Annotated in this window: 19 protein-coding genes and 1 riboswitch; of the genes, 12 read left to right on the forward strand and 7 right to left on the reverse strand. The window is 51.9% G+C overall.

Translation table 11 applies throughout. From position 1 onward, the window contains the following. Positions 1–353: 353 nt before the first annotated feature. Positions 354–1,661, reverse strand: a complete 1,308-nt coding sequence (gene tyrS / locus QWI17_RS12775; protein ID WP_302722901.1) for a tyrosine--tRNA ligase — start codon at positions 1,659–1,661, stop codon at positions 354–356. Positions 1,662–1,956: 295 nt separating this feature from the next. Here tyrS and QWI17_RS12780 point away from each other — a divergent pair, with 295 nt between their 5' ends. Further along, positions 1,957–3,387, forward strand: coding sequence for a peptidoglycan DD-metalloendopeptidase family protein (locus QWI17_RS12780; protein WP_302722902.1), 1,431 nt, complete (start codon positions 1,957–1,959; stop codon positions 3,385–3,387). Between the two features lie 2 nt (positions 3,388–3,389). Beyond that, entirely contained in the window at positions 3,390–4,514 is a 1,125-nt protein-coding gene (locus QWI17_RS12785) for an anhydro-N-acetylmuramic acid kinase (protein ID WP_302722903.1), read from the forward strand. 1 nt (position 4,515) lies between these two features. Here the strand turns inward: QWI17_RS12785 and erpA are convergent, their stop codons facing one another. The 4 genes from erpA to argC are packed head-to-tail and all read right to left on the reverse strand — an operon-like array spanning position 4,516 to position 7,173. Then, complete coding sequence (gene erpA, locus QWI17_RS12790) at positions 4,516–4,869, reverse strand: iron-sulfur cluster insertion protein ErpA (RefSeq protein ID WP_302722904.1); 354 nt, start codon at positions 4,867–4,869, stop codon at positions 4,516–4,518. Positions 4,870–4,928: 59 nt separating this feature from the next. Continuing rightward, a complete protein-coding gene (locus tag QWI17_RS12795; protein WP_302722905.1) occupies positions 4,929–5,333 on the reverse strand; it encodes a bactofilin family protein in 405 nt (134 codons plus the stop codon). 24 nt (positions 5,334–5,357) lie between these two features. Next, positions 5,358–6,098, reverse strand: coding sequence for a DUF6776 family protein (locus tag QWI17_RS12800; protein ID WP_302722906.1), 741 nt, complete (start codon positions 6,096–6,098; stop codon positions 5,358–5,360). Positions 6,099–6,126: 28 nt separating this feature from the next. Beyond that, positions 6,127–7,173, reverse strand: coding sequence for an N-acetyl-gamma-glutamyl-phosphate reductase (gene argC / locus QWI17_RS12805; RefSeq protein ID WP_302723084.1), 1,047 nt, complete (start codon positions 7,171–7,173; stop codon positions 6,127–6,129). 150 nt (positions 7,174–7,323) lie between these two features. Here argC and hemJ point away from each other — a divergent pair, with 150 nt between their 5' ends. The 4 genes from hemJ to hemL all read left to right on the forward strand — a co-directional run bounded on the left by hemJ (position 7,324) and on the right by hemL (position 10,633). After that, complete coding sequence (gene hemJ, locus QWI17_RS12810) at positions 7,324–7,746, forward strand: protoporphyrinogen oxidase HemJ (protein ID WP_302722907.1); 423 nt, start codon at positions 7,324–7,326, stop codon at positions 7,744–7,746. A gap of 65 nt (positions 7,747–7,811) precedes the next feature. Next, positions 7,812–8,636: a bifunctional hydroxymethylpyrimidine kinase/phosphomethylpyrimidine kinase gene (thiD, locus tag QWI17_RS12815; RefSeq protein ID WP_302722908.1), complete on the forward strand. Its 825-nt coding sequence runs from the start codon at positions 7,812–7,814 to the stop codon at positions 8,634–8,636. Positions 8,637–8,690: 54 nt separating this feature from the next. After that, positions 8,691–9,329 (forward strand): thiamine phosphate synthase, encoded by a 639-nt coding sequence (gene thiE / locus QWI17_RS12820; RefSeq protein WP_302722909.1) that lies wholly within the window; start codon positions 8,691–8,693, stop codon positions 9,327–9,329. Positions 9,330–9,343: 14 nt separating this feature from the next. Beyond that, a complete protein-coding gene (hemL, locus tag QWI17_RS12825) occupies positions 9,344–10,633 on the forward strand; it encodes a glutamate-1-semialdehyde 2,1-aminomutase (protein ID WP_302722910.1) in 1,290 nt (429 codons plus the stop codon). Here hemL and QWI17_RS12830 read toward each other — a convergent pair whose 3' ends face one another. Together QWI17_RS12830 and QWI17_RS12835 are read right to left on the reverse strand one after the other, a co-directional pair. Beyond that, the gene (locus QWI17_RS12830; RefSeq protein ID WP_302722911.1) at positions 10,634–10,981 is read right to left on the reverse strand and encodes a PilZ domain-containing protein; all 348 of its coding nucleotides are present in this window, start codon (positions 10,979–10,981) and stop codon (positions 10,634–10,636) included. A gap of 5 nt (positions 10,982–10,986) precedes the next feature. Then, positions 10,987–13,377, reverse strand: a complete 2,391-nt coding sequence (locus tag QWI17_RS12835; protein WP_302722912.1) for a DUF1631 family protein — start codon at positions 13,375–13,377, stop codon at positions 10,987–10,989. A 407-nt stretch (positions 13,378–13,784) separates the two neighbouring features. Continuing rightward, positions 13,785–13,889, forward strand: a riboswitch (guanidine-I (ykkC/yxkD leader). A 71-nt stretch (positions 13,890–13,960) separates the two neighbouring features. Between QWI17_RS12835 and QWI17_RS12840 the strand changes: the two genes are divergently transcribed. The 6 genes from QWI17_RS12840 to uca all read left to right on the forward strand — a co-directional run bounded on the left by QWI17_RS12840 (position 13,961) and on the right by uca (position 21,718). Further along, on the forward strand, positions 13,961–15,001 hold the full coding sequence (locus QWI17_RS12840) for a putative urea ABC transporter substrate-binding protein (RefSeq protein WP_302722913.1): 1,041 nt from the start codon (positions 13,961–13,963) through the stop codon (positions 14,999–15,001). Between the two features lie 48 nt (positions 15,002–15,049). Further along, complete coding sequence (locus QWI17_RS12845) at positions 15,050–15,871, forward strand: ABC transporter permease (RefSeq protein ID WP_302722914.1); 822 nt, start codon at positions 15,050–15,052, stop codon at positions 15,869–15,871. Further along, entirely contained in the window at positions 15,868–16,656 is a 789-nt protein-coding gene (locus QWI17_RS12850; RefSeq protein ID WP_302722915.1) for an ABC transporter ATP-binding protein, read from the forward strand. Before QWI17_RS12845 ends, QWI17_RS12850 begins: the two co-directional genes overlap by 4 nt. Beyond that, on the forward strand, positions 16,653–17,369 hold the full coding sequence (locus tag QWI17_RS12855) for an urea amidolyase associated protein UAAP1 (RefSeq protein WP_302722916.1): 717 nt from the start codon (positions 16,653–16,655) through the stop codon (positions 17,367–17,369). Before QWI17_RS12850 ends, QWI17_RS12855 begins: the two co-directional genes overlap by 4 nt. A gap of 9 nt (positions 17,370–17,378) precedes the next feature. Next, on the forward strand, positions 17,379–18,017 hold the full coding sequence (locus tag QWI17_RS12860) for an urea amidolyase associated protein UAAP2 (protein ID WP_302722917.1): 639 nt from the start codon (positions 17,379–17,381) through the stop codon (positions 18,015–18,017). An 86-nt stretch (positions 18,018–18,103) separates the two neighbouring features. Continuing rightward, positions 18,104–21,718 (forward strand): urea carboxylase, encoded by a 3,615-nt coding sequence (uca, locus tag QWI17_RS12865; RefSeq protein WP_302722918.1) that lies wholly within the window; start codon positions 18,104–18,106, stop codon positions 21,716–21,718. Positions 21,719–21,789: the final 71 nt, after the last annotated feature.

The following is a 21,789-nucleotide window of genomic DNA, read 5'->3' on the forward strand; positions in this document are numbered from 1 at the left end:
CACTTTTTAATAAAAGTTTTTGCCGCCGGTCAAAGCCATCAAACCGCCTTAACCGAGACAACTCAAAGCCGCTCTGGCTCCTTGTTGGGGAGGCGCATTATACGCATCCACTGGCGCTTGTAAACACTTAATTTCAAGTCAATTTTCAAGCCCGAAAAACGATCAATATCACCACCGTTTTCCGCTCCGCCCTAAGGACAGGCGCGCATTATACGCAGCTACTGTTAGCGCACAAGTGTTTTAGGAGGTAATTATTAAATTTAGTAGACACCGTATAAATTGCAAACGATATGCTCACAATAGACACAAAAAAGGCCGCTGACGCCGCCTTTGGTTCACCCTGCAAGCAAAGTTCAGACAACTTCAAACAAGTGGTATTTCTTTTTACCTAGCTTCACCACATAAAAGCGATCAAAACGCGCTGAAGCCTGGGGGAAACAAGCCGGTGCATCGAGATTTTGCTCGAAGCTTATCGCGCCCCCGTTAATTACTACTGCCTCGCGCCCCAGGGCATCCTTAACCTGCTTGCCCGAAGCTGCCATGCCGGCATCCACCAGCCACTGTGTCAACGGTTTCTCACTCAACTCTGAACGCTGCAGAGTTGAGCTTGGCAAACCGTCAAGCTTCAACTGCTCCAAATCTGACTCACTGAGCTGATCAAGACTGCCGGAAAATAGGGCCCCGGTAATACGCTCCGCCGCCTGCAGCCCCTCAGCACCATGAATAAGCTCTGTGACTTCACGCGCGAGTATGCTCTGCGCTTGCGGGCGACCTTCAGCGGCACGGTCCTGCGCTTCAATGTCTGCGATCCGCGCCAAAGGCAGAAAGGTGAAGTAACGCAAAAACTTATACACATCCGCATCTGCAGTGCCCAGCCAGAATTGATAAAAAGCATAGGGCGAGGTCTTGGCAGGATCCAACCAAACGGTACCCGACTCAGTTTTGCCAAATTTAGTACCGTCCGACTTGGTCACCAACGGCAAGGTCAGGCCGTAGGTCTCACCACTGTACATGCGACGCGCCAAATCGATTCCACCCGTGATATTCCCCCACTGGTCGGAGCCGCCGATCTGCAGTGTGCAATTATAACGCTTGTACAGCTCTGCAAAGTCGTACGACTGCAGCAACATATAGGTGAACTCGGTAAAGGATATTCCCGCACCTTCGCGGTCGATCCGCTGCTTAACCGACTCTTTGTTAATCATATTATTGACTGAAAAGTGCTTGCCCACATCACGCAGGAACGTCAGCACATCCATACTGCCAACCCAGTCGAGATTATTGACCACCTCGGCTCTGTTCTCACCACAATCAAAATCAATAAAGCGGCTCACCTGATCTTTCAGTTTTTGGGTCCAGCCCGCCACTATATCCGGGGTATTGAGCTTGCGCTCCGCCGCCTTAAAACTTGGATCCCCTACCAAACCCGTCGCCCCACCGACCAGAGCAACCGGCTTGTGCCCAGCCTGCTGGAAGCGCTTCAGTGCGAGCAGGGGCACAAGGTGACCTATATGCAAACTGTCGGCCGTAGGGTCAAAACCGCTGTACAGTGTACGACTTGCGCTGCTCAGGTATTCCGCCAGTACATCTCCACCCGTGGTTTGGGCGATCAGACCGCGCGCCTGTAAATCTTCAAACAGCGATGCATCGATAGTCGTCATGGTTTTGCCTTAAAGGTAATCATTCATCATTAACGCCGCACCTTGCGAGGCGGCCGGACTAGGCGGGCAAAGATACCTTATATAGATGCAAAAACAAGCCCCTCGCGACGCAAAATCGAGCGCCAGGCCTTGCAACTTCTGGCCCCTGAAATGGACTAAGCTGTGCCGAGCTCAATCGACATGTAAAATAAAGCGCCCCGAAAGCTCAAAAAACAACCAGAAATTATCGATATTAAACTGCATTTCTGATATAACTATGCGCAACACTTACCTCGGAAAAAGGCTTAAGAGACACGTGCAAGCCCCTGATAAACATCAAGTAAAGACTTCGGAAGTTACCAATAGCAGTTTTCCGAAGGGCCACATCCTAGCCGCTGGTGCGCTTGCTCTGGGGCTAATTGCGTGGGCTGCGTCCTCTCCATCCAAGCAAAGTCATCCCGATACCGTTGCAATTAACTTAACCCCTGCTCCCTCGGTTGAGCGAGCCGATATCCTACCTAAGAGCGAGCTGAACCCAGCCCCCTTAAACACCGAAGCTAACGTACTGGATATCGCCTTGGCGGAGAAGCCTTCGGCAAAACCAGTTGAACCTGCCATGCCGACGTTGGAACAACGCAGCTTTACGGTGCGCTCAGGAGACAGCCTGTCGACCATTTTTAAGCGCGCCGGGCTAAGCGATCGCGACGTCTACGAGCTGACACATTCGTGCCCGGAAGCCAAATCACTCACGCGCATAATGCCCGGCCATAAAATCGTGTTCTACCTTGACGAAGCGGGCGCACTGCAGAAACTCAGCCATATTACCGACCGCCTAAACTCCACTCACTTCGAGAAAAGCGAAGCGAGCTACGTTAGCATTAAAGAGATTAAACAGCCGGAAGTTCGCACCGCCTATAAAGAAGCGACCATTAGCAGCTCGCTGTATATGGCAGCGGTAGGCGTAAGCATGCCAGAAAGCCTGATCATGGAAATGGCCAACGTGTTTGGTTGGGACATCGACTTTGCACTGGATTTACGCAAAGGCGATCATTTCAGCGTACTTTACGAAGAAAAGTTTCTGGATGGCGAGAAAATCGGTCACGGCGCCATTCTCGCCGCCGAGTTCACCAACCAAGGCGACAAATTCAAAGCCGTCCGCTACACCCACGCCAATGGCGAAGCTCACTACTACACACCCAACGGCGAAAGTATGCGCAAAGCGTTTCTGCTGGCACCGGTAGACTTTCGTCGCATCAGTGGCAACTTTAATCCCAAACGCCTGCACCCTATTTTCAAAACGGTACGCCCTCACCGCGGCACTGATTACGCCGCCAACCGGGGCACCCCAGTCTGGGCCTCAGGCGACGGTAGAGTAACTGCCGCGGGCTACAGCAAGGCAAACGGTAACTACGTGTTTATCCAGCACGGCAATAACGTCGTCACCAAGTACCTGCACCTACACAAGCGCTTCGTGAAAAAAGGCCAACGCGTAAAGCAAAAGCAATCGATTGGTACCGTAGGCTCTACCGGATACGCGACCGGCCCGCACCTACACTATGAATTCTTGCTCGATGGGGTCCACCGCAACCCACGCACCATTGTGCAGAAGCTGCCAAAGGCTAAATCTATAAACGATGGTGAAATGCAGGATTTCCTTAGCCAGACGCAACCTCTAATGGCTTCGCTGGAACAACGCTTCAACGCCTCTCGCCTCGCGATGGGCACGACCGACCGCAACATAAACTGAATATGCCGCTTTATATCGGTCTAATATCAGGGACCAGTGCTGACGGAATAGACGCCGCACTGGTTTCTATAGAATCAGGCCAAACTCAACTTCTTGCCCATTTCGCCCATGACTTCAGCTCGTCTATGCGCGAGCGTATTCACGCTCTGTGCGCCCCAGGTGATAACGAAATCGACCGAGCTGGCGCCCTAGATCGGGCGCTGGGCATCGAGTTTGCCGAAGCAACCCTCGCCCTGCTTGAAACGGCAGCGGTCAAACCTGAGCAAATCAGTGCTATCGGCAGTCATGGCCAAACTATTCGCCACCGACCACCTGGGCACAGCGACACCCCCTTCACCTGGCAAATTGGTGACCCCAATATCATTGCGCAACGCACCGGCATTTGTACCGTTGCCGATCTTCGCCGGCGCGATATGGCGGCAGGCGGTCAGGGCGCACCTCTGGTCCCGGCCTTTCACCAGTCGGTTTTTACACACCCTCAGGTCAATCGTGCGATTATCAATATTGGCGGTATAGGCAATATAAGCTGGCTGCAACCCGGCCAGCCCGCTCTCGGTTTTGACACAGGCCCAGGCAACACATTGATGGACGCCTGGATACTGAAGCACCAGGGGAAAAAATACGACGCCAACGGTAATTGGGCACGCGAGGGCGAGCCTGACAGCGAGTTGCTGGCCACCCTGCTGGAGCACCCTTATCTGGCGCGACCCATACCTAAAAGCACTGGTCGCGAGGACTTTCACCTAGCTTGGCTGGAATCTCATCACCCACGGGTCAGTCAGTTAGAGCCACAGCATATTCAGGCCACCTTATTGGAATACACGGCGCAAACCCTGGCCAATCACCTGCACAGCTGCCCCAATGCCGCGTTAGGTGGAGAAGCCTATGTCTGTGGCGGCGGGGCTCATAACTCGACACTGATGAGCAGGTTACAGGCGCTGATGTCGGGCTTTAGAGTTGAAACCACGGACAGGCTAGGAATAGCACCAGACTGGGTCGAAGCGAGTGCCTTTGCGTGGCTGGCACACCGCACCCTGCAAGGTCTACCGGGAAACTTAGCGAGCGTTACAGGTGCCTGCGAAGAGGTCGTATTAGGAGCAATTTACCCGGGAAGACCCAGGGCCTAAATTAAACAGAGAAAGACGCGCCGCACCCACACGTAGTAGCAGCATTGGGGTTGGTGACGACAAACTTAGCCCCCTGCAAACCCTCGGTATAATCGACACTAGCACCTACCAGATAGGGGTAGCTCAAGGCATCAACAACCACTTTGATACCGTCTTTTTCCACCACGGTATCGTCTTCGGCTGTGACGTCATCAAAGGTAAACCCGTACTGAAAGCCTGAACAGCCTCCGCCGGTGACATAAACACGCAGCTTCAACTCGTCATTGCCTTCCTCTTCAACCAGGCCTTTTACCTTGGCCACCGCTGGGGCGCTGACGTAAATCGGCTCTGGGGTAAAAACTTCAGGGGTAGACATAGATAAACTCCGGTACTGGCTAACAGGTTATTATCCCAATACCAGAGTAAAACAGTCAACTATTTCGCATCGACATTGGACTTTTCACTGCCAAAGTTCTTGTCGGGCTTGGCTGCGGGCTGAGTCGACTCGCCGTAGACCAGAGAGCCATTGACCTGAGCACCTTTAACCATCTCGATCAATTGGTAGTGCACATTGCCTTCAACCACCGCCTTGCCAGCCAATTCAACGTGCTTACTTGAGTAAACATTGCCGATCACCTTACCGTTGATAACGACCATTGGCACACGAATTTCGCCCTCGACAACACCCTTGTCGGCGACCACCAACTTAGCATCAGCGCCGCCTTCGACAATGATGTTACCTTTTACTTTACCTTCTACTTGTAGATCACCCGTAAAATGGACATCGCCGATGATACTGGTCCCTTTGGAAATTAAGGTGTGACTATTACTGAATGCCATTGTGCTCAAGCCCCCGCACTTATTTTATCTATCTTCAACGAGCCAACTGTAGCTCTTGGATACCTTGCCACCATCACGACCTGCGGCCTGTGCTGATAGCTCAAGTTTTTGTGCCTCAAAACCCTCGGGCAGAGTTAGCTCACCCTCAACATTTTGAAAGTATTTAAACCGTAATTTGATGTCTTCGCTATCGATGTCATCCGACAACTGATATAAAGGTACTCGAGTCACGCCACCATTGCTACGACCGATAACATCGACATTCAAGGTTCCGTTCAGCACCTGATGGTTGGTCGCCAACTGTTGCATCACCACCTTGAAGGAAAAACGCCCCGCCTGTGATGTTTCGACAAGATTAACATCGCCAATCGTCAGTCCGCTATTGGACTCACTGGGCTCCATTAATCCCCGATAGAATGAGATGTCGGTTTCCAAACTCGCAATTTGCTGGCGCAACTCCATGACCTCAGTGCGCACTTCTTCTGAGGCATATTGATCCACTTCAGAGGCAAGCGATAAGTTAGCCACTTGCTGGCGAAGCTGTTCAGACTCTGCCTGTGAATCTTGCAACTCCACTCGCAATCGCTCTAGTTGCTGCAAAGCGTTGCTTTGCGTACCAGTACCCTGCCAGTAGCCGGCAAAATAAGCGCCCGCTATACACACAACCACAACAAGCAGTAACATCAGGACGATCAAAAAACGCCGGGCAGGACGATGGGGAACGACCTTTAGTGAATACTGCGTACTGCCTTTTACTGCACTCATAGGCTCTCGTAATTACTCTCAAGGTTTATTATGGCAGCAGTGCTACCACGTCGAGTCCGGCGGATTCCTCAAAGCCAAACATGATATTCATGTTCTGAATAGCTTGGCCAGAAGCCCCTTTGGTGAGGTTATCGATAACCGACAGGATCACGATGGTATCGCGCCCTTGCGGTTGGCACACGGAAATACGGCACATATTCGAGCCTTTTACCGAGCGCGTTTCCGGTACCTGCCCCTCTGGCAGCACATCGACAAACGGTTCATCCACGTAGCGCTCTTCAAATACGCGCTGTAAATCTGGCAAAGTATCGGGGTTCAATGCACGCGCATAACTGGTGACATGAATGCCTCTGACCATCGGCAATAGATGTGGTACAAAGGTAACGGCAGCAGGAACCGCTGCGGCTGGTTGAGCATCATGCAGCGCCTGCTCAATTTCAGGCAAATGACGATGGCCAGACACCCCATAGGCCTTAAAGCTGCCGCTATTTTCAGTCAACAACATACCCACTTTGGCCTGACGGCCGGCGCCGGACGCACCGCTGGCGGCGCTAATAATCAATCCGGTCGGGTCCACCAGTTCATTTTCAAGCAACGGCAGCAAACCGAGCTGCGCTGCCGTCGGGTAACAGCCCGGGCACGCTACCAGCCGGGCACTCTTGATAGCGGCACGATTATTTTCGGGTAAACCGTACACAGCCTCGCTGATTAACTCGGGGCAGCCATGAGCCTGGTCATACCAGTGAGCCCAGAGCTCGGCATCGCGAATTCGAAAATCCGCTGACAGATCAATCACTCGGGTGCCAGTCGCCATCAAGGCGGGCATCAGGTTTTGCGCAACACCATGCGGGGTGGCGAAAAAGACCACATCACATTTTCCCAATGCCTCCACATCGGGTTCGCTAAAGCACAAATCAACATGACCGCGCAAATTGGGATAAAGATCACTGACGGGAATACCCGCTTCAGCACGCGAGGTAATAACGCTTACCTTCGCCTGCGGATGCTTACACAGTAAGCGCAACAGCTCGACACCGGTATAGCCGGTCCCCCCAACAATCCCCACATTAATCACAATAACAACCTCTTGTATGTTCACGCCGATACGGCTAGCGTCTATAACGGACGCACTATCATAAGAGCGCAGCGGCTAAATTGCCAGCCGCTGGGCGGCGCCTCAACGCGATGGCATAATAACGAGCAATGCTCACTTGGGATTGACTCTATGCTTTGGATTAAAGCCCTGCACATTATTGCCGTAATATGCTGGTTTGCCGCGCTGTTTTACTTGCCGCGACTGTTCGTATACCACGCCATGAGTTCAGACGAGGTTAGCAACGAGCGCTTTAAGATAATGGAGCGCAAGCTCTACCGAGGTATCGCTACGCCCTCAATGATCGCCACACTGGTTTTTGGTGCCGGTCTTATGCACCTGCAGTGGGACTATTTAGTGACCGCCAACTGGATATGGGCGAAGCTCGCCATTGTTTTGGCCCTGATCGGTTATCACCATATGTGTGGTGCCCATATAAAACGCTTTGCAAAAAACGCCAACACACACTCTGATCGGTATTATCGGATATTTAACGAGCTACCGGTGTTTGCCTTATTTGCCATTGTCATATTGGCGGTCGTAAAGCCCTTCTAAGCCAATCGGGTCACTTCCACACTGTGCTAAGCTTTAACTAGAGTTTTAACCAGCTGGCGACCTCAATGACCGAAATGCCAACCGAAACGCCGGTAGTGCTGTCACTCTCTAGCCACGACCCGTCCGGCAGCACAGGCCTGCAAGCAGATATCGAGTCCTGTTTTAGTCTCGGGGTGCATTGCTGCGGTGTCGTCACCGCACTGTGCGCTCGCGATACCCGTCAGATCGTCAGCATGACCCCTACCGATACCAGCCTCATCATTGCGCAAGCGCGGGCCATTCTCGAGGATATGCCGGTATCAGCGATTAAGCTTGGCTACTTTTGCCAAGTTACGCAAATAGAAGCCGCACACAGTATTTTACGTGATTACCCCGAGCTGCCCGTGCTTCTCGACCCCGTAATGCACCTGTCTATTGCCGGTGACGGGCAGAGCACGGCAGACAGTGAAGGGGACTTGTGTCGTGCAATAACGACACTGTTAATGCCGCTGGCAACCATCACCACACCTGATATTGTCGAGGCCAACAGTTTGGCGCGCCAAGCCGATACCGCCGATGCATGCGGCCAACAAATTCTCAACCATGGCAGTCAAGCCGTCCTCATCACCGGCACCAGCCGCACAAACAAGGATTACATCAATACCCTGTATGTTCCCGGTCAGCAGGCAAGACGCTATAGCTGGCCGCGCTTAAGCCACTTTAGCCACGGCAGTGGCGCCACTTTATCTGCCAGTATTAGCGCCTATTTAGCCTATGGGTTACGCTTGACCGATGCAGTCGAACAGGGTCAAGAGTTTACCTGGCAAAGCCTCAACGCCAGCCGCCGCCTGGGAATGGGGCAGTGCATACCCAACCGGCTGTTCTGGGCCGATAAGCACAATAAGAGATAGTCCGCGTCTTGTTTAAGGTTTCGCTCAGGCTCCCGCACTTGTTAAAATGTCGGAATGCCGACAACTTTGCACAACACTAATGCTCTTTACGCGATTACAGACTGTGCAAACCTGCGCGGAGCTGCCCTATATTCACCCGTACAGCAGGCGTTGGCCGGTGGCTGCCGCTTCGTTCAGTACCGTGACAAAAGTGATGACAAAGTCCGGCGTTACGCCGAAGCCACTCAGTTGCTAAAACTATGTCGCCAGTTCAACGCCAAACTCATTATTAACGATGATGTCGCTCTCGCCCGCAGTGTGAAGGCCGATGGCGTCCATTTGGGCCAGAGCGACAGCACCATTCGCGAGGCGCGCCAAGCTCTGGGAGCGAAGGCTATTATTGGTGCAACCTGCCATAGCGATATGGAGCTCGCCCGATACGCCCTGCAAGACGGCGCCAATTATGTTGCCTTCGGGCGCTTTTTCCCCTCGGCAACCAAACCCGATGCACCACCCGCTCGGCTCAGTTTACTCACGCAGGTCCGACGTCGCTGGCCCGATTGCTGTATCGTTGCTATCGGCGGCATCACCCAAGCCAACGCTGAGCTTGCAATACAACAAGGCGCCAACTATGTAGCTGTATGCCATGACGTCTGTCACCACCCTAACCCCACTGCGTATGCTCGCGCCTTTGCGCGAACAAGCGCTGCTTAGCTTTTGAGGAAAATATGAACCATTCCGAGCAACTCTTTGCCCAAGCGGCCCAATTTATTCCCGGCGGCGTAAACTCCCCTGTGCGCGCATTTAAAGCCGTGGGCGGCACCCCGATTTTTCTGCAAAGTGCTAAAGGGGCTCGCATTACCGATGTCGACGGTAAAGACTACATTGATTACGTCCAGTCCTGGGGCCCGATGATTCTCGGCCACAGCCATCCTGATGTTATTGCCGCTGTGGTCGACGCGGTGCAATCCGGACTCACATTTGGCGCACCCACGGAGCGCGAAACACAGCTGGCCGAAATAGTATGTAAGCGCATGCCCGGTATAGACCTGGTTCGGTTTGTGAACTCTGGAACAGAGGCGACCATGAGTGCGATTCGCCTCGCGCGCGCGCATACAGAGCGAGACACTATCGTTAAGTTTGAAGGCTGCTATCACGGCCACTCCGACTCACTGTTAATCAAAGCGGGTTCCGGCGCGCTCACTCTCGGCGTGCCCAGCTCTCCCGGCGTGCCCAAAGCGTTAGCAGAACATACCGTAACGCTGAATTACAACAACAGCGAACAGGTTCGTCAATTTTTCGCGGAAAAAGGAGACCAGGTTGCCTGTATTATTATCGAACCAGTCGCCGGCAACATGAATTGTATCCCCCCCGTACCCGGCTTTTTGCAAACGCTGCGCGAGGTGTGCGACGAGTCCGGTAGCGTACTGATTTTTGATGAGGTGATGACAGGCTTTCGCGTCAGTGCCACTGGTGCACAAGGACACTATCAAGTACAGCCTGACCTAACCACTTTAGGCAAAGTAGTAGGCGGTGGTATGCCCGTTGGTGCTTTTGGCGGCAAGCGTGAAATTATGGAAAAAGTGGCCCCCGCAGGCCCGGTGTATCAAGCGGGTACTTTGTCCGGAAACCCAGTGGCTATGGCGGCAGGCATTGCCACGCTAGAACTGCTAGAAGCACCGGACTTTTACCCCGAACTGTTCCGCAAAACTCAAAAATTAGTAACGGGCTTACAGGCTGCGGCCGATACGGCAGGCGTTGCCTTTACCACCAATCATATCGGCAGCATGTTCGGCGGCTTTTTTACCCAAGAGAAAACCGTTACCAATTACCAGCAGGTAATGGCATGCGACACTGAACGATTTAATCGGTTTTTTCATGGCATGCTAAAGGCAGGGGTTTATTTGGCTCCAGCCTCTTATGAGGCAGGCTTTATGTCACAGGCACACACCGATAACGATATCGAGCAAACCATCGCAGCCGCCCAGAAAGTGTTTGCTAGCCTTAAGGATGAGTAACTACTGATTTTCGGATAATAAAGCAATATCTTCCAGAGCCTGGGGGGACGCGTCAATGATGCTAAACCCCGCCCAGTGCTTGCTATTGTCTTCCGCGTTGCGAACCCACAAGCAATCCACCCCTAGCTGCACACTATTGCGACCATTGACAGCATTGCTGAGGTGCAAATCTAAACGATACAGGCAGTCTTCCTCACAGGGCTTATCGCCAATTATCATTAATCCGTCATTGTGAAGATTAACTACACGACCAAGGTATATGTCGTGAATATTATCGTAGACATCAATACTTTGCTTGACACCAAGGCGTTCGAGTTTACGGTCTTCATGCTCACTGGGTTTATCCATATTAGTTACTCACGATTCAGCAACTCACCGGATGCTCTGGCATTTAAACTGTGATAAATATTTTCCAACGCGCGCTCGAAAAACGGTTTAGCGCTACCGGCGATAACCCGCAATCTACCTGCAATCATAGCCCGCGCCATTTGCAGTGCCGAGGTCATTGAGACCTTCTTGCCCTGTTGGTCTACCAACATATAGTGCATGGTTTTATGGTTATACCAAGCAACTTTCAAGCGCTTGCCCTGGTCGTCCTCGAGCCAGGTGCCAAATTCAATCAACTTGAGCTTTTCAATTAACTGCGATTCTTCCTGAGACGCGATACCGGCCTCCTCCTCAACCCGCCCGGCCTTTTCAGCAGCCATTGTTTCCAGTTTCGTGCGCATAGGCTTTGGAGCTGGCTCTGCTTTTTGACTTTTAAGCGCGAGCCTTTGTAACGATTGAATGGCATCCGTCAGTTTGCGGGCCTTATCTTGCTCATAACCAATTGTTTCAAAACCTGACTGAACGGCTCGCATTAGCCCGTCCTGAATTTCCAGCTGTCGGATTTTATCCGATTCGAGCAATTTGGGCTCAACACTCCAAATCAATTCGCGTGCTGTTTTCAATGCATCGCCAAAATTTTGCGAGTCCGTGCCATAGCGAAGAATCATAAACGATAAGTAGTCAGACCACGGCAGCAGCATCAACAAAAGGACTGGCGATGGTAAGTCCTTGCCATCAATCAGTCGGGAAACTTCGTCATTAACCAGTATTTTGGCCTCTCGCAGCTTTTCTTCGCCGCGAGCTTTTTCAAGCGCGCGCTTTTCCATTAAGTCTTGCCGCCGTGAAATATTGCGGGTGTATCCGCTAAATTCCAACAAAGCCTCAGCAAACACTTTGGCGTCGTTGCCAAAATCCTTCAAAATGTCGAATACAGTAGTTTTAATTTTTTCGTAAATATTGTACTCGTTGGTGCCATCATTACCGACCCAACGTGCCCCAGCCTCTGCCATTTGATTGAGCAAAAGGCGCGCCGGATGCTCAACGTTTTCAAAAAATTCTTTATCAATAAACGCAAGTTTTAATACCGGCGTATGCAAATAACTGAGCAAAGCTTTCACCGAATCCGGCAACTGCTCGTCCGAAAGAATATATTCGAACAGCAATCCAACCAACTCAATAGTGTGCATGTCATCGGCATGATCGCCGTCGACATCTTTACTTTTGAGTTCTGCAACCAGCTGTGATGACACGGCACTCACAGCTAAAGGTTGAACTTGCCCGACTTGCGCATCAAGCAGGGGCTGCACTTGCGCAAACTGCTGATCTTGTGATTGCTGGAAAACACCCAACAGTTGACTTGCTGACAGGTTAGAACCGCCGCCAGCTGCAGTGCCGGACGGAGCAGACACCGGTGTTGCTCCACCTGAGCCTTGTGGCGCAACACTGCCTTGCCCCTGTGGCGCGGGCGTGGCGCCCAAATGAGTTTGGAGTAAGCGAATCGCGCTGATTAGCCCCTGCTCATATTGCTCCGGTCCTTTACTGTTCTGACTCGCGACCTGATCTGAAGCTCGGCGACGCGGCTCAGGTTCACGGTCTGTGGCCCGGCGTTTTGGTACTTCTTCCTGGTCGCCTTCAGGCGCCTTAGCAGCGGTTTCATGATCGGTCGCTGAATCAGGTCTTCCTACCGAAGAATTAATACCAGAGAAACGCAAATTAGGAAGAATTCCCTCTCCAGCCAGTCTTTCGTTCAGCTCTTGGTAGAGCGCACCCAAAACTTTGATAAAGGAGGACTCGAAATGTTTATAACCTATGACCTTTATGCGAGTATCAAATTTGTACTGCGCAATGGCTTTACGAAGAGACTCACAAAACTGAATAGCGCTGGCAGGGTTACCTCGTTCGTCAATTTTTTGCCCGCCATTGAGTAACGCCAGACGCTGGTGCAATGCCCATAATATTTCAGCGTACTGGGAGTCAGCACGATGACAAATTGAGGTAATTGCGATGGTCTCTTCCAACTCTGCGTTTTCTACCAGAGACAGCCCGGAAGGTGAATTGAACCGCTCTTGTCCACTGGGAGTTTGCAAACGACGCTGAGCAAAATCACTAAAGTTATCCTTAGAAAAGCTCAACAGCTGCTGCTGCACTGAAGGCGCAATGCGCCGCAGAAGCTTAATCAACTCATTCAAGGTGACTTGCTCCTTATTGGAACGAGCGTTCTCTTCACGCTTTTCTACAGACGCGACCCACTCCCCCCAGAAGCTCGCGAAATGGTCCTGAATAAACTCCTCGGTGCTGGCAGCACAAAGGTCCAGGCATTTCTGCGTTTGTGCCGGAGTCAATGGGCCGAAAGAAGGCGCTGAGTCTTCTGTTTCCTGCAATTTGTCTATCCCCTGTCCTATGGAATTGTCCGTCATAAACCACTTCCACCAATGGCCGCTGATACAATTGGCCGTACCTGCTACCAAAGCACACCTATAGCAGGTCTACTGCTGAGTATAGCCCGAATGCCAACTTGCGCACATTTTAGCCTGAATTCGCCGCCACCAAAAACAAACGGATAGAGTTTTTCTCTCGGCCGCCAAAATTGACGCCTCATTTTGGGGCAGAATGCGCACGCCAGCACCAAAATCTCACCAGCACACCCGATTACGATGCGAAACCCGCCCGTCACAATCATCGCTCTTCGCCGTTTATAACTATCTTTTCAAGATGTTACAACTACAAAGTTCAGCTTGGTATCCAACTTGCTTAACTCCCACCGTTAAAAATTTGCTACACATTTGTCCGCACTTGGTTGGCGAGTTGGGACAACGACAATTTGTAAATGGAAAGCTAGGGTTCCGGTGAGGCTACCGCCTCACGACTGGTCCGAGAGCTTTCGACCTTCGAAGTGAAGGTTACACGGCGGGACAAAAGCCCGGGAGAACTGCTTGGCCAGCTTGCCAAAAGGTGCTCCGTATTTCCGTATAACCTGACACATACCTCCGGAGGTTTGTCATGAAGCGACTTTCTATCGCCGTTTTTGCACTACTACTATCCTTTCAGGCCCAAGCGGCCGACTCTTTCAAAATATGTTGGTCCATTTATGTAGGCTGGATGCCCTGGGGCTACGGTGCCGAGCAAAACATTGTCGATAAATGGGCCGACAAGTACGGCATTGATATCGAAGTCGTACAAATCAACGACTACATCGAATCCATCAACCAATACACAGCCGGCGAGTTTGACGCCTGTACCATGACCAATATGGACGCGCTCACTATCCCTGCTGCCAGCGGCGTTGACAGCACTGCATTGATTGTCGGTGACTTCTCAAACGGTAACGATGGAGTCATTCTTCGCGACATGGAAACGCTAGCCGACGTGAAGGGCCAAAAGGTTAATCTTGTTGAGCTTTCTGTATCCCATTACCTGCTGGCTCGCGGCCTTGAAAGCGTGGGCATGTCGGAAGCCGACGTACAGGTGGTGAATACTTCAGACGCAGACATGGTCGCACTCTACAATTCAGGTTCGGTCAGCGCTGTCACTACCTGGAACCCATTGTTGAGCACCATATTAGAAGAAGACGATGCCAATTTAGTGTTTGACTCATCACAGATTCCCGGTGAGATTATGGACCTGCTGGTTATCAACACCGAGACCCTGGCCGCCAACCCGAAACTGGGTAAAGCATTGGTAGGCGCATGGTATGAAATTATGAGCCTAATGAGTGCCGACAGTGATAGCGGTAAAGCGGCCCGCACCACAATGGGTACCGCCTCAGGCACGGACCTAGCTGGATACGATTCACAGCTCGCCAGTACCAAAATGTTCTATCAGCCAAGCGATGCCATTGCCCTCGTTGAAAGTGAAGAGCTGCTGAGCACCATGCAGAAAGTAGCGGAGTTTTCGTTTGATCACGGCTTGTTAGGTGACGGTGCTCCAGACGCAGGCTTTATTGGTATTGAAGGCCCCAAAGGCATTTACGGTAGCCAGAGCAACGTTAAGCTGCGCTTCGACACTACCTATATGCAAATGGCCGCTGACGGCAAACTGTAACCATTACACCTCCGAACCGGGGGCACTGCCCCCGCCTGAGAGCTGCCTATGAAACGCCTGGTTAACCTAACCCCCTCCAAGCCGGTTAAGATTCTACTGGGGCTACTGCCCTTTGCCTTAATTGTGCTGATCTATATCATCGCCTCCGATGCGAGACTTGAAGCGAACCCCAGTGACAAATTGCTACCCAGCTTTGGCCAAATGGGCGACGCAATCCAACGGCTCGCTTTTGAGCCGAGTAAGCGCACCGGTGAATACTTATTTTGGCAAGACACCTTGTCTAGCCTGACGCGCTTAGCATTGGGAATTGGTATTGCCGCATTCATTGGCTTCAGCTTAGGACTGGTCACGGGAGCATTACCCTCGGTACACGCTCCGCTGGCACCGCTGTTAACCGTGATATCGCTGATTCCTCCTATGGCACTGCTCCCCATTTTGTTTATTGTATTTGGGTTGGGGGAATTGTCGAAAGTGGCACTGATTATATTTGGTGTTGCGCCCTTTATTGCACGAGACATGCAGCGCTGCACCCAGGAGATACCTCAGGAGCAGCTCATTAAAGCGCAGACATTGGGCGCTAGCAGTTGGCACATTGTATGGCGAGTATTGATACCCCAGCTGCTGCCCAGGCTGATCAATGCCGTGCGCTTATCACTGGGTGCCGGCTGGCTGTTTCTAATTGCCGCAGAAGGTATCGCCTCAACTGACGGTCTTGGCTACCGTATATTTTTAGTCCGGCGTTACCTTTCTATGGACGTCATTCTGCCTTACGTCGCGTGGATCACTTTGCTTGCGTTTGTTATTGACTGGCTACTGGCCAAAACCAGCCAGATCGCTTTCCCCTGGCACCACCAAGGAGGCAAGGCATGATCAAAATTAATAAACTCTGGAAAGAGTACGGCGACAACGTTGTGCTGGAGGACATATCCAAAACCGTCGCCGACGGCGAGTTTGTCACACTGGTGGGCACCTCCGGTTGTGGCAAAAGTACTTTTTTAAAAATGCTGTTAGGCATGGAAACGGCATCGCGCGGCGAACTCCTGATCGACGACAAGCCTATACCCGGCGAACCCGACCAAAGTCGCGGTATTGTTTTCCAGCAATACTCGGTTTTCCCGCACCTTAGCGTGCTGGAAAACGTAATGATTGCCCGTGAGTTTGAGCGATCTGCTTTGCTGGGAAAACTCTTCGGTGTGGCAAAGAGAAAAGTTCGCGAAGAAGCTCAAGCCCTATTGGAAAAGGTAGGCCTCGGCCCCGCCGTAAGCAAGTACCCCCATGAGCTTTCCGGCGGCATGCGACAGCGCTTGGCCATAGCCCAAGCCCTAATTCGTAAGCCCCGCGTACTCTTACTAGATGAGCCATTTGGCGCTCTCGACCCAGGCATTCGCGCCGACATGCATAAACTTATCCTTGAGCTTTGGCGAGAGCATCAGCTAACAGTATTTATGGTTACGCACGACTTATCGGAAGGCTTCTACCTTGGTACGCGTCTTTGGGTATTTGACAAGGTTCGTCATGACCCGCAGGCACCGGGAGCTTGGGGAGCCAAAATTACTTATGACTTAACTGTGGGAGAAATTCCCAGTGATACACTGGCAAAGGTACAAAAAATTACCTCGCCAGAAGAACAACAAGAGGTTGGAGAGTTAACGTGAGGACGATTGATTACACCACATCACTACCCGGCGCCAGCCACTGGTCACTAGAAGTACGCCGCGGGAGCGCAATGCGACTGACCGACATAAGCGGCGATGGCAACGTGGGGATGCTTTTCTACAACCCCCGTAATTTGCTGGAGCGTTACAACGCACCCGACTCTTTGAAGTGTCAACATACCTTCAAGCTTACCGCCGGCCACTGTTTGTATTCGGACATGGGTAGAATTTTTGCGTCCATTACCCACGATAGCTTCGGCTGGCACGATACCGTTGCAGGCACTAGCCACAAGTCGGCGATCGATAAACGCTGGGGCAAACGCGACTATCAATCACATGGTAATCAATGGCTGCAGAATGGGTTCGATGCATTTTTAGTTGAGCTTGCTAAATATGGTCTCGGCCGGGCAGACATTGCCGCCAACCTTAACTGGTTTAGTAAAGTGGCGACCGATGACAACGGGGCAATAATGCTCGATACCAGTGCCCGCAAAGCAGGAGCCACAGTCGACCTTCGCTTTGAAATGGACACCTTGGTGGTATTACACACCTGCCCGCACCCGCTGGACGCAAGCGAAGAATATCCTCGCGCAGACATCCGAATCGATTTAGGCGCGGCAGCGCCAATACAAGAAGACGACCTCTGCCTAAATTCTCGCCCTGAAAATGCGCGCGGCTTTGCCAACAACGCGCTCTACCATATTGGAATTTAAGAGTTTGCCATGACAATACTAGAAAGCCAGCTGGCAGCGGAAAATGCACTTGAGCGTCACACGATTGGTGCTGGTGATTATTACTTTGCACCGCTTAAAAAAGGCCAAATCCTTCGCATCCTCGACCTTGAAGGTAATCAAGCCGCTGATACACTATTTTTTAATGCCAACGATGTATCGGAGCGCTACAGTGCCACTGACACTATTCGTGAACAGGGCAATGTTTACCTTAGCGCGGGTAGCGTGTTGCGCTCCAACCTAAACAACCCAATGTTAGAAATTACCGCCGACACCTGTGGCCGACACGACACCCTCGGCGGCGCCTGCGCCACCGAGAGCAATACGGTGCGCTACGATCTGGAAAAACGCTGCATGCATGCCTGTCGCGACAGTTGGATGCTAGCTGTGGCTGAGCACCCGGAGTACGGCGTCAACAAGCGAGACATCAGTCACAATATTAATTTCTTTATGAATGTGCCGGTGACTTCTGATGGGGGATTAACCTTCGCCGACGGCATATCTGGCGCAGGAAAATACGTGGAAATGGTCGCACTTATGGATGTACTGGTATTGATGTCCAATTGCCCACAGCTGAACAACCCTTGCAATGGATACAACCCAACACCTGTAGAAATGATAATTTGGTAAGCGCGACGCGCTTATAAATTATATACGCCGAAGGGGACGACCTCTTTCACCAAAGGCACTGCCGGGACGACCCGCTGGAGCTCACTATGTTCAACAAAGTTCTGATTGCCAATCGTGGCGCCATCGCCACCCGTATTATTCGCACCCTGCGCCGGATGGGAGTTCAGTCGGTTGCTGTTTACGCCGAAGCCGATGCTGGCAGCTTGCATGTACGACAAGCCGATGAAGCCTACAGCCTAGGCGAAGGTGCAGCCGCTGACACCTATCTCGATCAAACAAAAATTCTCAATATCGCCAGGCAGACTGGCGCTCAGGCGATTCATCCTGGCTACGGATTTCTAAGTGAGAATGCCAGTTTCGTTGATCGTTGCGAAGCTGCCGGTATTGCTTTTGTTGGGCCTACACCCGAGCAAATGAATATATTCGGACTAAAGCACACCGCCCGCGATATCGCCGAACAAAACAAAGTACCCTTGGTGCCGGGTACCGATCTACTCAACAGCCTTGAGCAAGCCACGCAAGCCGCCGACCAGATCGGCTACCCTATCATGCTGAAAAGCAGTGCTGGCGGTGGCGGCATCGGCATGAAATTGTGTGAGAGCGAGCAGGATCTAATTGACAGTTTCGACTCTGTACGCAAGCTCGGCGCCAATAACTTCTCTGACGACCGCGTTTTTCTGGAGAAATTTATTGGCCAGGCTCGTCATATCGAAGTTCAGGTTTTTGGTGACGGCAAAGGCAAAGCGGTTGCTATCGGGGAGCGCGATTGCTCCAGCCAGCGCCGCAACCAAAAAGTGATTGAGGAGTGCCCCGCCCCCAATTTATCTGACACGCTACGCCAAGCCATGCACGAGACAGCCGCCAGACTATTAGCTGCGGTTAGCTATCGCGGCGCCGGTACCGTCGAATATATTTTTGATGCAAAAGATCAAAAGTTTTATTTTCTGGAAGTGAATACTCGCCTCCAGGTTGAACATGGCGTTACAGAAGAAGTGTGGGGACTCGATCTGGTTGAATGGATGTTACGATTGGCCAGTGCAGAACCCTTTGACATAGACCGCGAATTCTCAGATCTAACCCCCGAAGGGCACGCCATTCAGGTAAGGCTGTACGCAGAAGACCCGGTAAAAAACTTCCAACCCAGTGCAGGACTGTTAAGCGAGGTTAAATTTGCCGACAATCAGAGAAATTCACAACAAGTGGTTCGAATCGATCACTGGATTGAATCCGGCCTTGAAGTATCGCCCTATTTCGACCCAATGCTGGCGAAAGTAATTACCAAAGGCTACAATCGCAGCGCGGCAATAGACCTTCTGCGTGACACACTGAGCACCAGCAAACTGTACGGAATTGAAACCAACAAAGAGTATGTCACTGAACTATTGGGCGAACCGATTTTTATTGACGGTGAAATCACGACCCGCTACCTCAACGAACGAGGTTTTAGCGAAAGCCGAATCGATGTGATTAACGGCGGCACCCAAACCACTATTCAAGACTACCCCGGGCGCAGCGGTTACTGGCACATTGGTGTGCCACCGTCAGGGCCATTCGATAATTATTCGTTTCGCCTGGCCAATAAACTGCTTGGTAATGCCGATGATGCAGCGGCACTGGAAATTACCGTAGCAGGACCTAGCCTTCAGTTTGGCTTTGCCTGCCAGTGCGCGCTAACAGGCGCCGCAATTAACGCAACCCTTGATGGAGAACCTGTAGCTAGCTGGGAAGTGTTCAGTGTGAAAGCCGGGCAAACGCTAGCGCTCGGACGCGTCAGTGAAGAAGGGGCTCGCGCCTATTTGGCCGTTGCCGGAGGTATTCAGTGCCCTGACTATCTGGGCTCTAAGTCCACGTTTACGCTTGGCCAGTTTGGCGGGCACAACGGCCGAGCCCTGCTCGCCGGTGACGTATTAAACTGCCATTCTACAGCGACTGTCGCTGCGGCGAAAATACCAGACACATTGCGCCCTGAGATCCACAATTGTTGGGAGCTTCGCGTTATCTATGGGCCGCACGGCGCACCAGATTTTTTTACCGGTGACGACATCAACACCTTTTTCTCTACCGACTGGGAAGTGCACTACAACTCCAGTCGTACCGGCGTGCGGTTGAACGGCCCCAAACCCCAGTGGGCGCGTACTACGGGCGGTGAAGCCGGCATGCACCCATCCAACATTCACGACAACGCCTACGCATTTGGTAGCGTTGATTTCACCGGAGACATGCCGGTTATTCTCGGCCCTGACGGACCATCGCTGGGAGGATTTGTATGCCCGGCAACAGTGATTACAGCCGATCTGTGGAAGCTCGGTCAGGTGCGCGCCGGGGACAAAATTCGATTTATACCGGTTTCCATCGATACGGCCGTCGCCCTGGAGACAGCACAGACCGAGTCACTCGCCCGCCTCGAATATGTAGACACAGCCTCAGCAAGGCTGCACACGGATCAACTCCCGTCCCCAGTTGTTGCGACATTACCCGCCTGCGACGTAGGCGAAGACGTGAACTATCGCGTCGCTGGTGACCACTTTCTACTGGTCGAGTATGGCCCACTACAGCTGGATATTAAGTTACGCTTTCGCGCCCACGCCTTGATGCAGTGGCTGGAACAAAACCCTTTACCCGGCGTGCGTGAACTCACCCCCGGCATCCGCTCGCTGCAAGTACACTACGACAGTCAAAACGTTAGCCTCGCGGAATTACTTGAACATTTACAACGCGGCGAAAAATACCTAGCTACCCAAATAGCAGAACTTAGCGTGCCTTCGCGTGTAGTGCATTTGCCCTTGTCATGGGATGATGAAGCGTGTCGAGAGGCCATTGCCAAGTATGAGCAGAGCGTTCGTCCAGGCGCCCCTTGGTGCCCATCAAATTTGGAATTTATTCGTCGTATTAATGGCCTCGATAATATTGAGCAGGTTAAGGATATTGTATTTAATGCGTCGTATCTGGTGATGGGGCTCGGCGATGTTTACCTCGGCGCTCCCGTTGCAACCCCTATGGACCCACGCCATCGATTAGTCACCACAAAGTACAACCCAGCGCGCACCTGGACGGCTGAAAATTCAGTTGGGATTGGTGGCGCCTACCTATGTGTATACGGCATGGAAGGCCCGGGTGGTTATCAGTTTGTGGGTCGCACGGTACAAATGTGGAATCGCTACCGGAAAACACCTGAGTTCGATCAACGCTGGCTGTTACGATTTTTTGATCAAATACGCTTCTACGAAGTGAGCGCCGACGAACTTAAGCAAATGCGCCGAGACTTTCCCCGCGGGCAGTACCCGATAAAAATAGAAACTACAGAATTTAGCCTAGCTGATTACGAGCAGTTTATTACCGACAATCAATCAGACATCGATAGCTTTCAGGCGCAAAGGCAAAATGCTTTTGATGAAGAGCTGGAACGCTGGCATGCCGATGGACAGTTTAATTTTACCCCGCTTGAACAAATTGAGTCGGAAAGTGAATTAGATCTGGCCGAAGGCGACACCTTGGTGGACAGCTCTGTCTCTGGCAGTATTTGGCAGGTTAACGTGGAGGTCGGTGATACTGTAGAAGCCGGTCAAACACTGGTGGTTTTGGAGTCCATGAAAATGGAAATAAATATTCCAGCTCCGATTGGCGGCAAGGTGAAGCAGATCCTAAAAACCACTGGCGCCGGCGTCAAGCCAGGCCAAACGCTGGTGCTGTTAGAAGACTAAAAAAAAGCCCCTGAATTTACCAGGGGCCAACAGTCACGGAGAGTATATAGTGCGCATTAGCAATGCGCTGA

This window comes from Gilvimarinus gilvus (assembly GCF_030518155.1).
GTDB lineage: Bacteria > Pseudomonadota > Gammaproteobacteria > Pseudomonadales > Cellvibrionaceae > Gilvimarinus > Gilvimarinus gilvus.

Excerpts from the sequence above, each read along its gene's own strand:
- tyrS (WP_302722901.1), bottom strand. The coding sequence starts at position 1,661 with ATGACGACTATCGATGCATCGCTGTTTGAAGATTTACAGGCGCGCGGT.
- QWI17_RS12785 (WP_302722903.1), top strand. The coding sequence starts at position 3,390 with ATGCCGCTTTATATCGGTCTAATATCAGGGACCAGTGCTGACGGAATA.
- erpA (WP_302722904.1), bottom strand. The coding sequence starts at position 4,869 with ATGTCTACCCCTGAAGTTTTTACCCCAGAGCCGATTTACGTCAGCGCC.
- QWI17_RS12795 (WP_302722905.1), bottom strand. The coding sequence starts at position 5,333 with ATGGCATTCAGTAATAGTCACACCTTAATTTCCAAAGGGACCAGTATC.
- QWI17_RS12800 (WP_302722906.1), bottom strand. The coding sequence starts at position 6,098 with ATGAGTGCAGTAAAAGGCAGTACGCAGTATTCACTAAAGGTCGTTCCC.
- hemJ (WP_302722907.1), top strand. The coding sequence starts at position 7,324 with ATGCTTTGGATTAAAGCCCTGCACATTATTGCCGTAATATGCTGGTTT.
- thiD (WP_302722908.1), top strand. The coding sequence starts at position 7,812 with ATGACCGAAATGCCAACCGAAACGCCGGTAGTGCTGTCACTCTCTAGC.
- thiE (WP_302722909.1), top strand. The coding sequence starts at position 8,691 with ATGCCGACAACTTTGCACAACACTAATGCTCTTTACGCGATTACAGAC.
- hemL (WP_302722910.1), top strand. The coding sequence starts at position 9,344 with ATGAACCATTCCGAGCAACTCTTTGCCCAAGCGGCCCAATTTATTCCC.
- QWI17_RS12830 (WP_302722911.1), bottom strand. The coding sequence starts at position 10,981 with ATGGATAAACCCAGTGAGCATGAAGACCGTAAACTCGAACGCCTTGGT.
- QWI17_RS12835 (WP_302722912.1), bottom strand. The coding sequence starts at position 13,377 with ATGACGGACAATTCCATAGGACAGGGGATAGACAAATTGCAGGAAACA.
- QWI17_RS12840 (WP_302722913.1), top strand. The coding sequence starts at position 13,961 with ATGAAGCGACTTTCTATCGCCGTTTTTGCACTACTACTATCCTTTCAG.
- QWI17_RS12845 (WP_302722914.1), top strand. The coding sequence starts at position 15,050 with ATGAAACGCCTGGTTAACCTAACCCCCTCCAAGCCGGTTAAGATTCTA.
- QWI17_RS12850 (WP_302722915.1), top strand. The coding sequence starts at position 15,868 with ATGATCAAAATTAATAAACTCTGGAAAGAGTACGGCGACAACGTTGTG.
- QWI17_RS12860 (WP_302722917.1), top strand. The coding sequence starts at position 17,379 with ATGACAATACTAGAAAGCCAGCTGGCAGCGGAAAATGCACTTGAGCGT.
- uca (WP_302722918.1), top strand. The coding sequence starts at position 18,104 with ATGTTCAACAAAGTTCTGATTGCCAATCGTGGCGCCATCGCCACCCGT.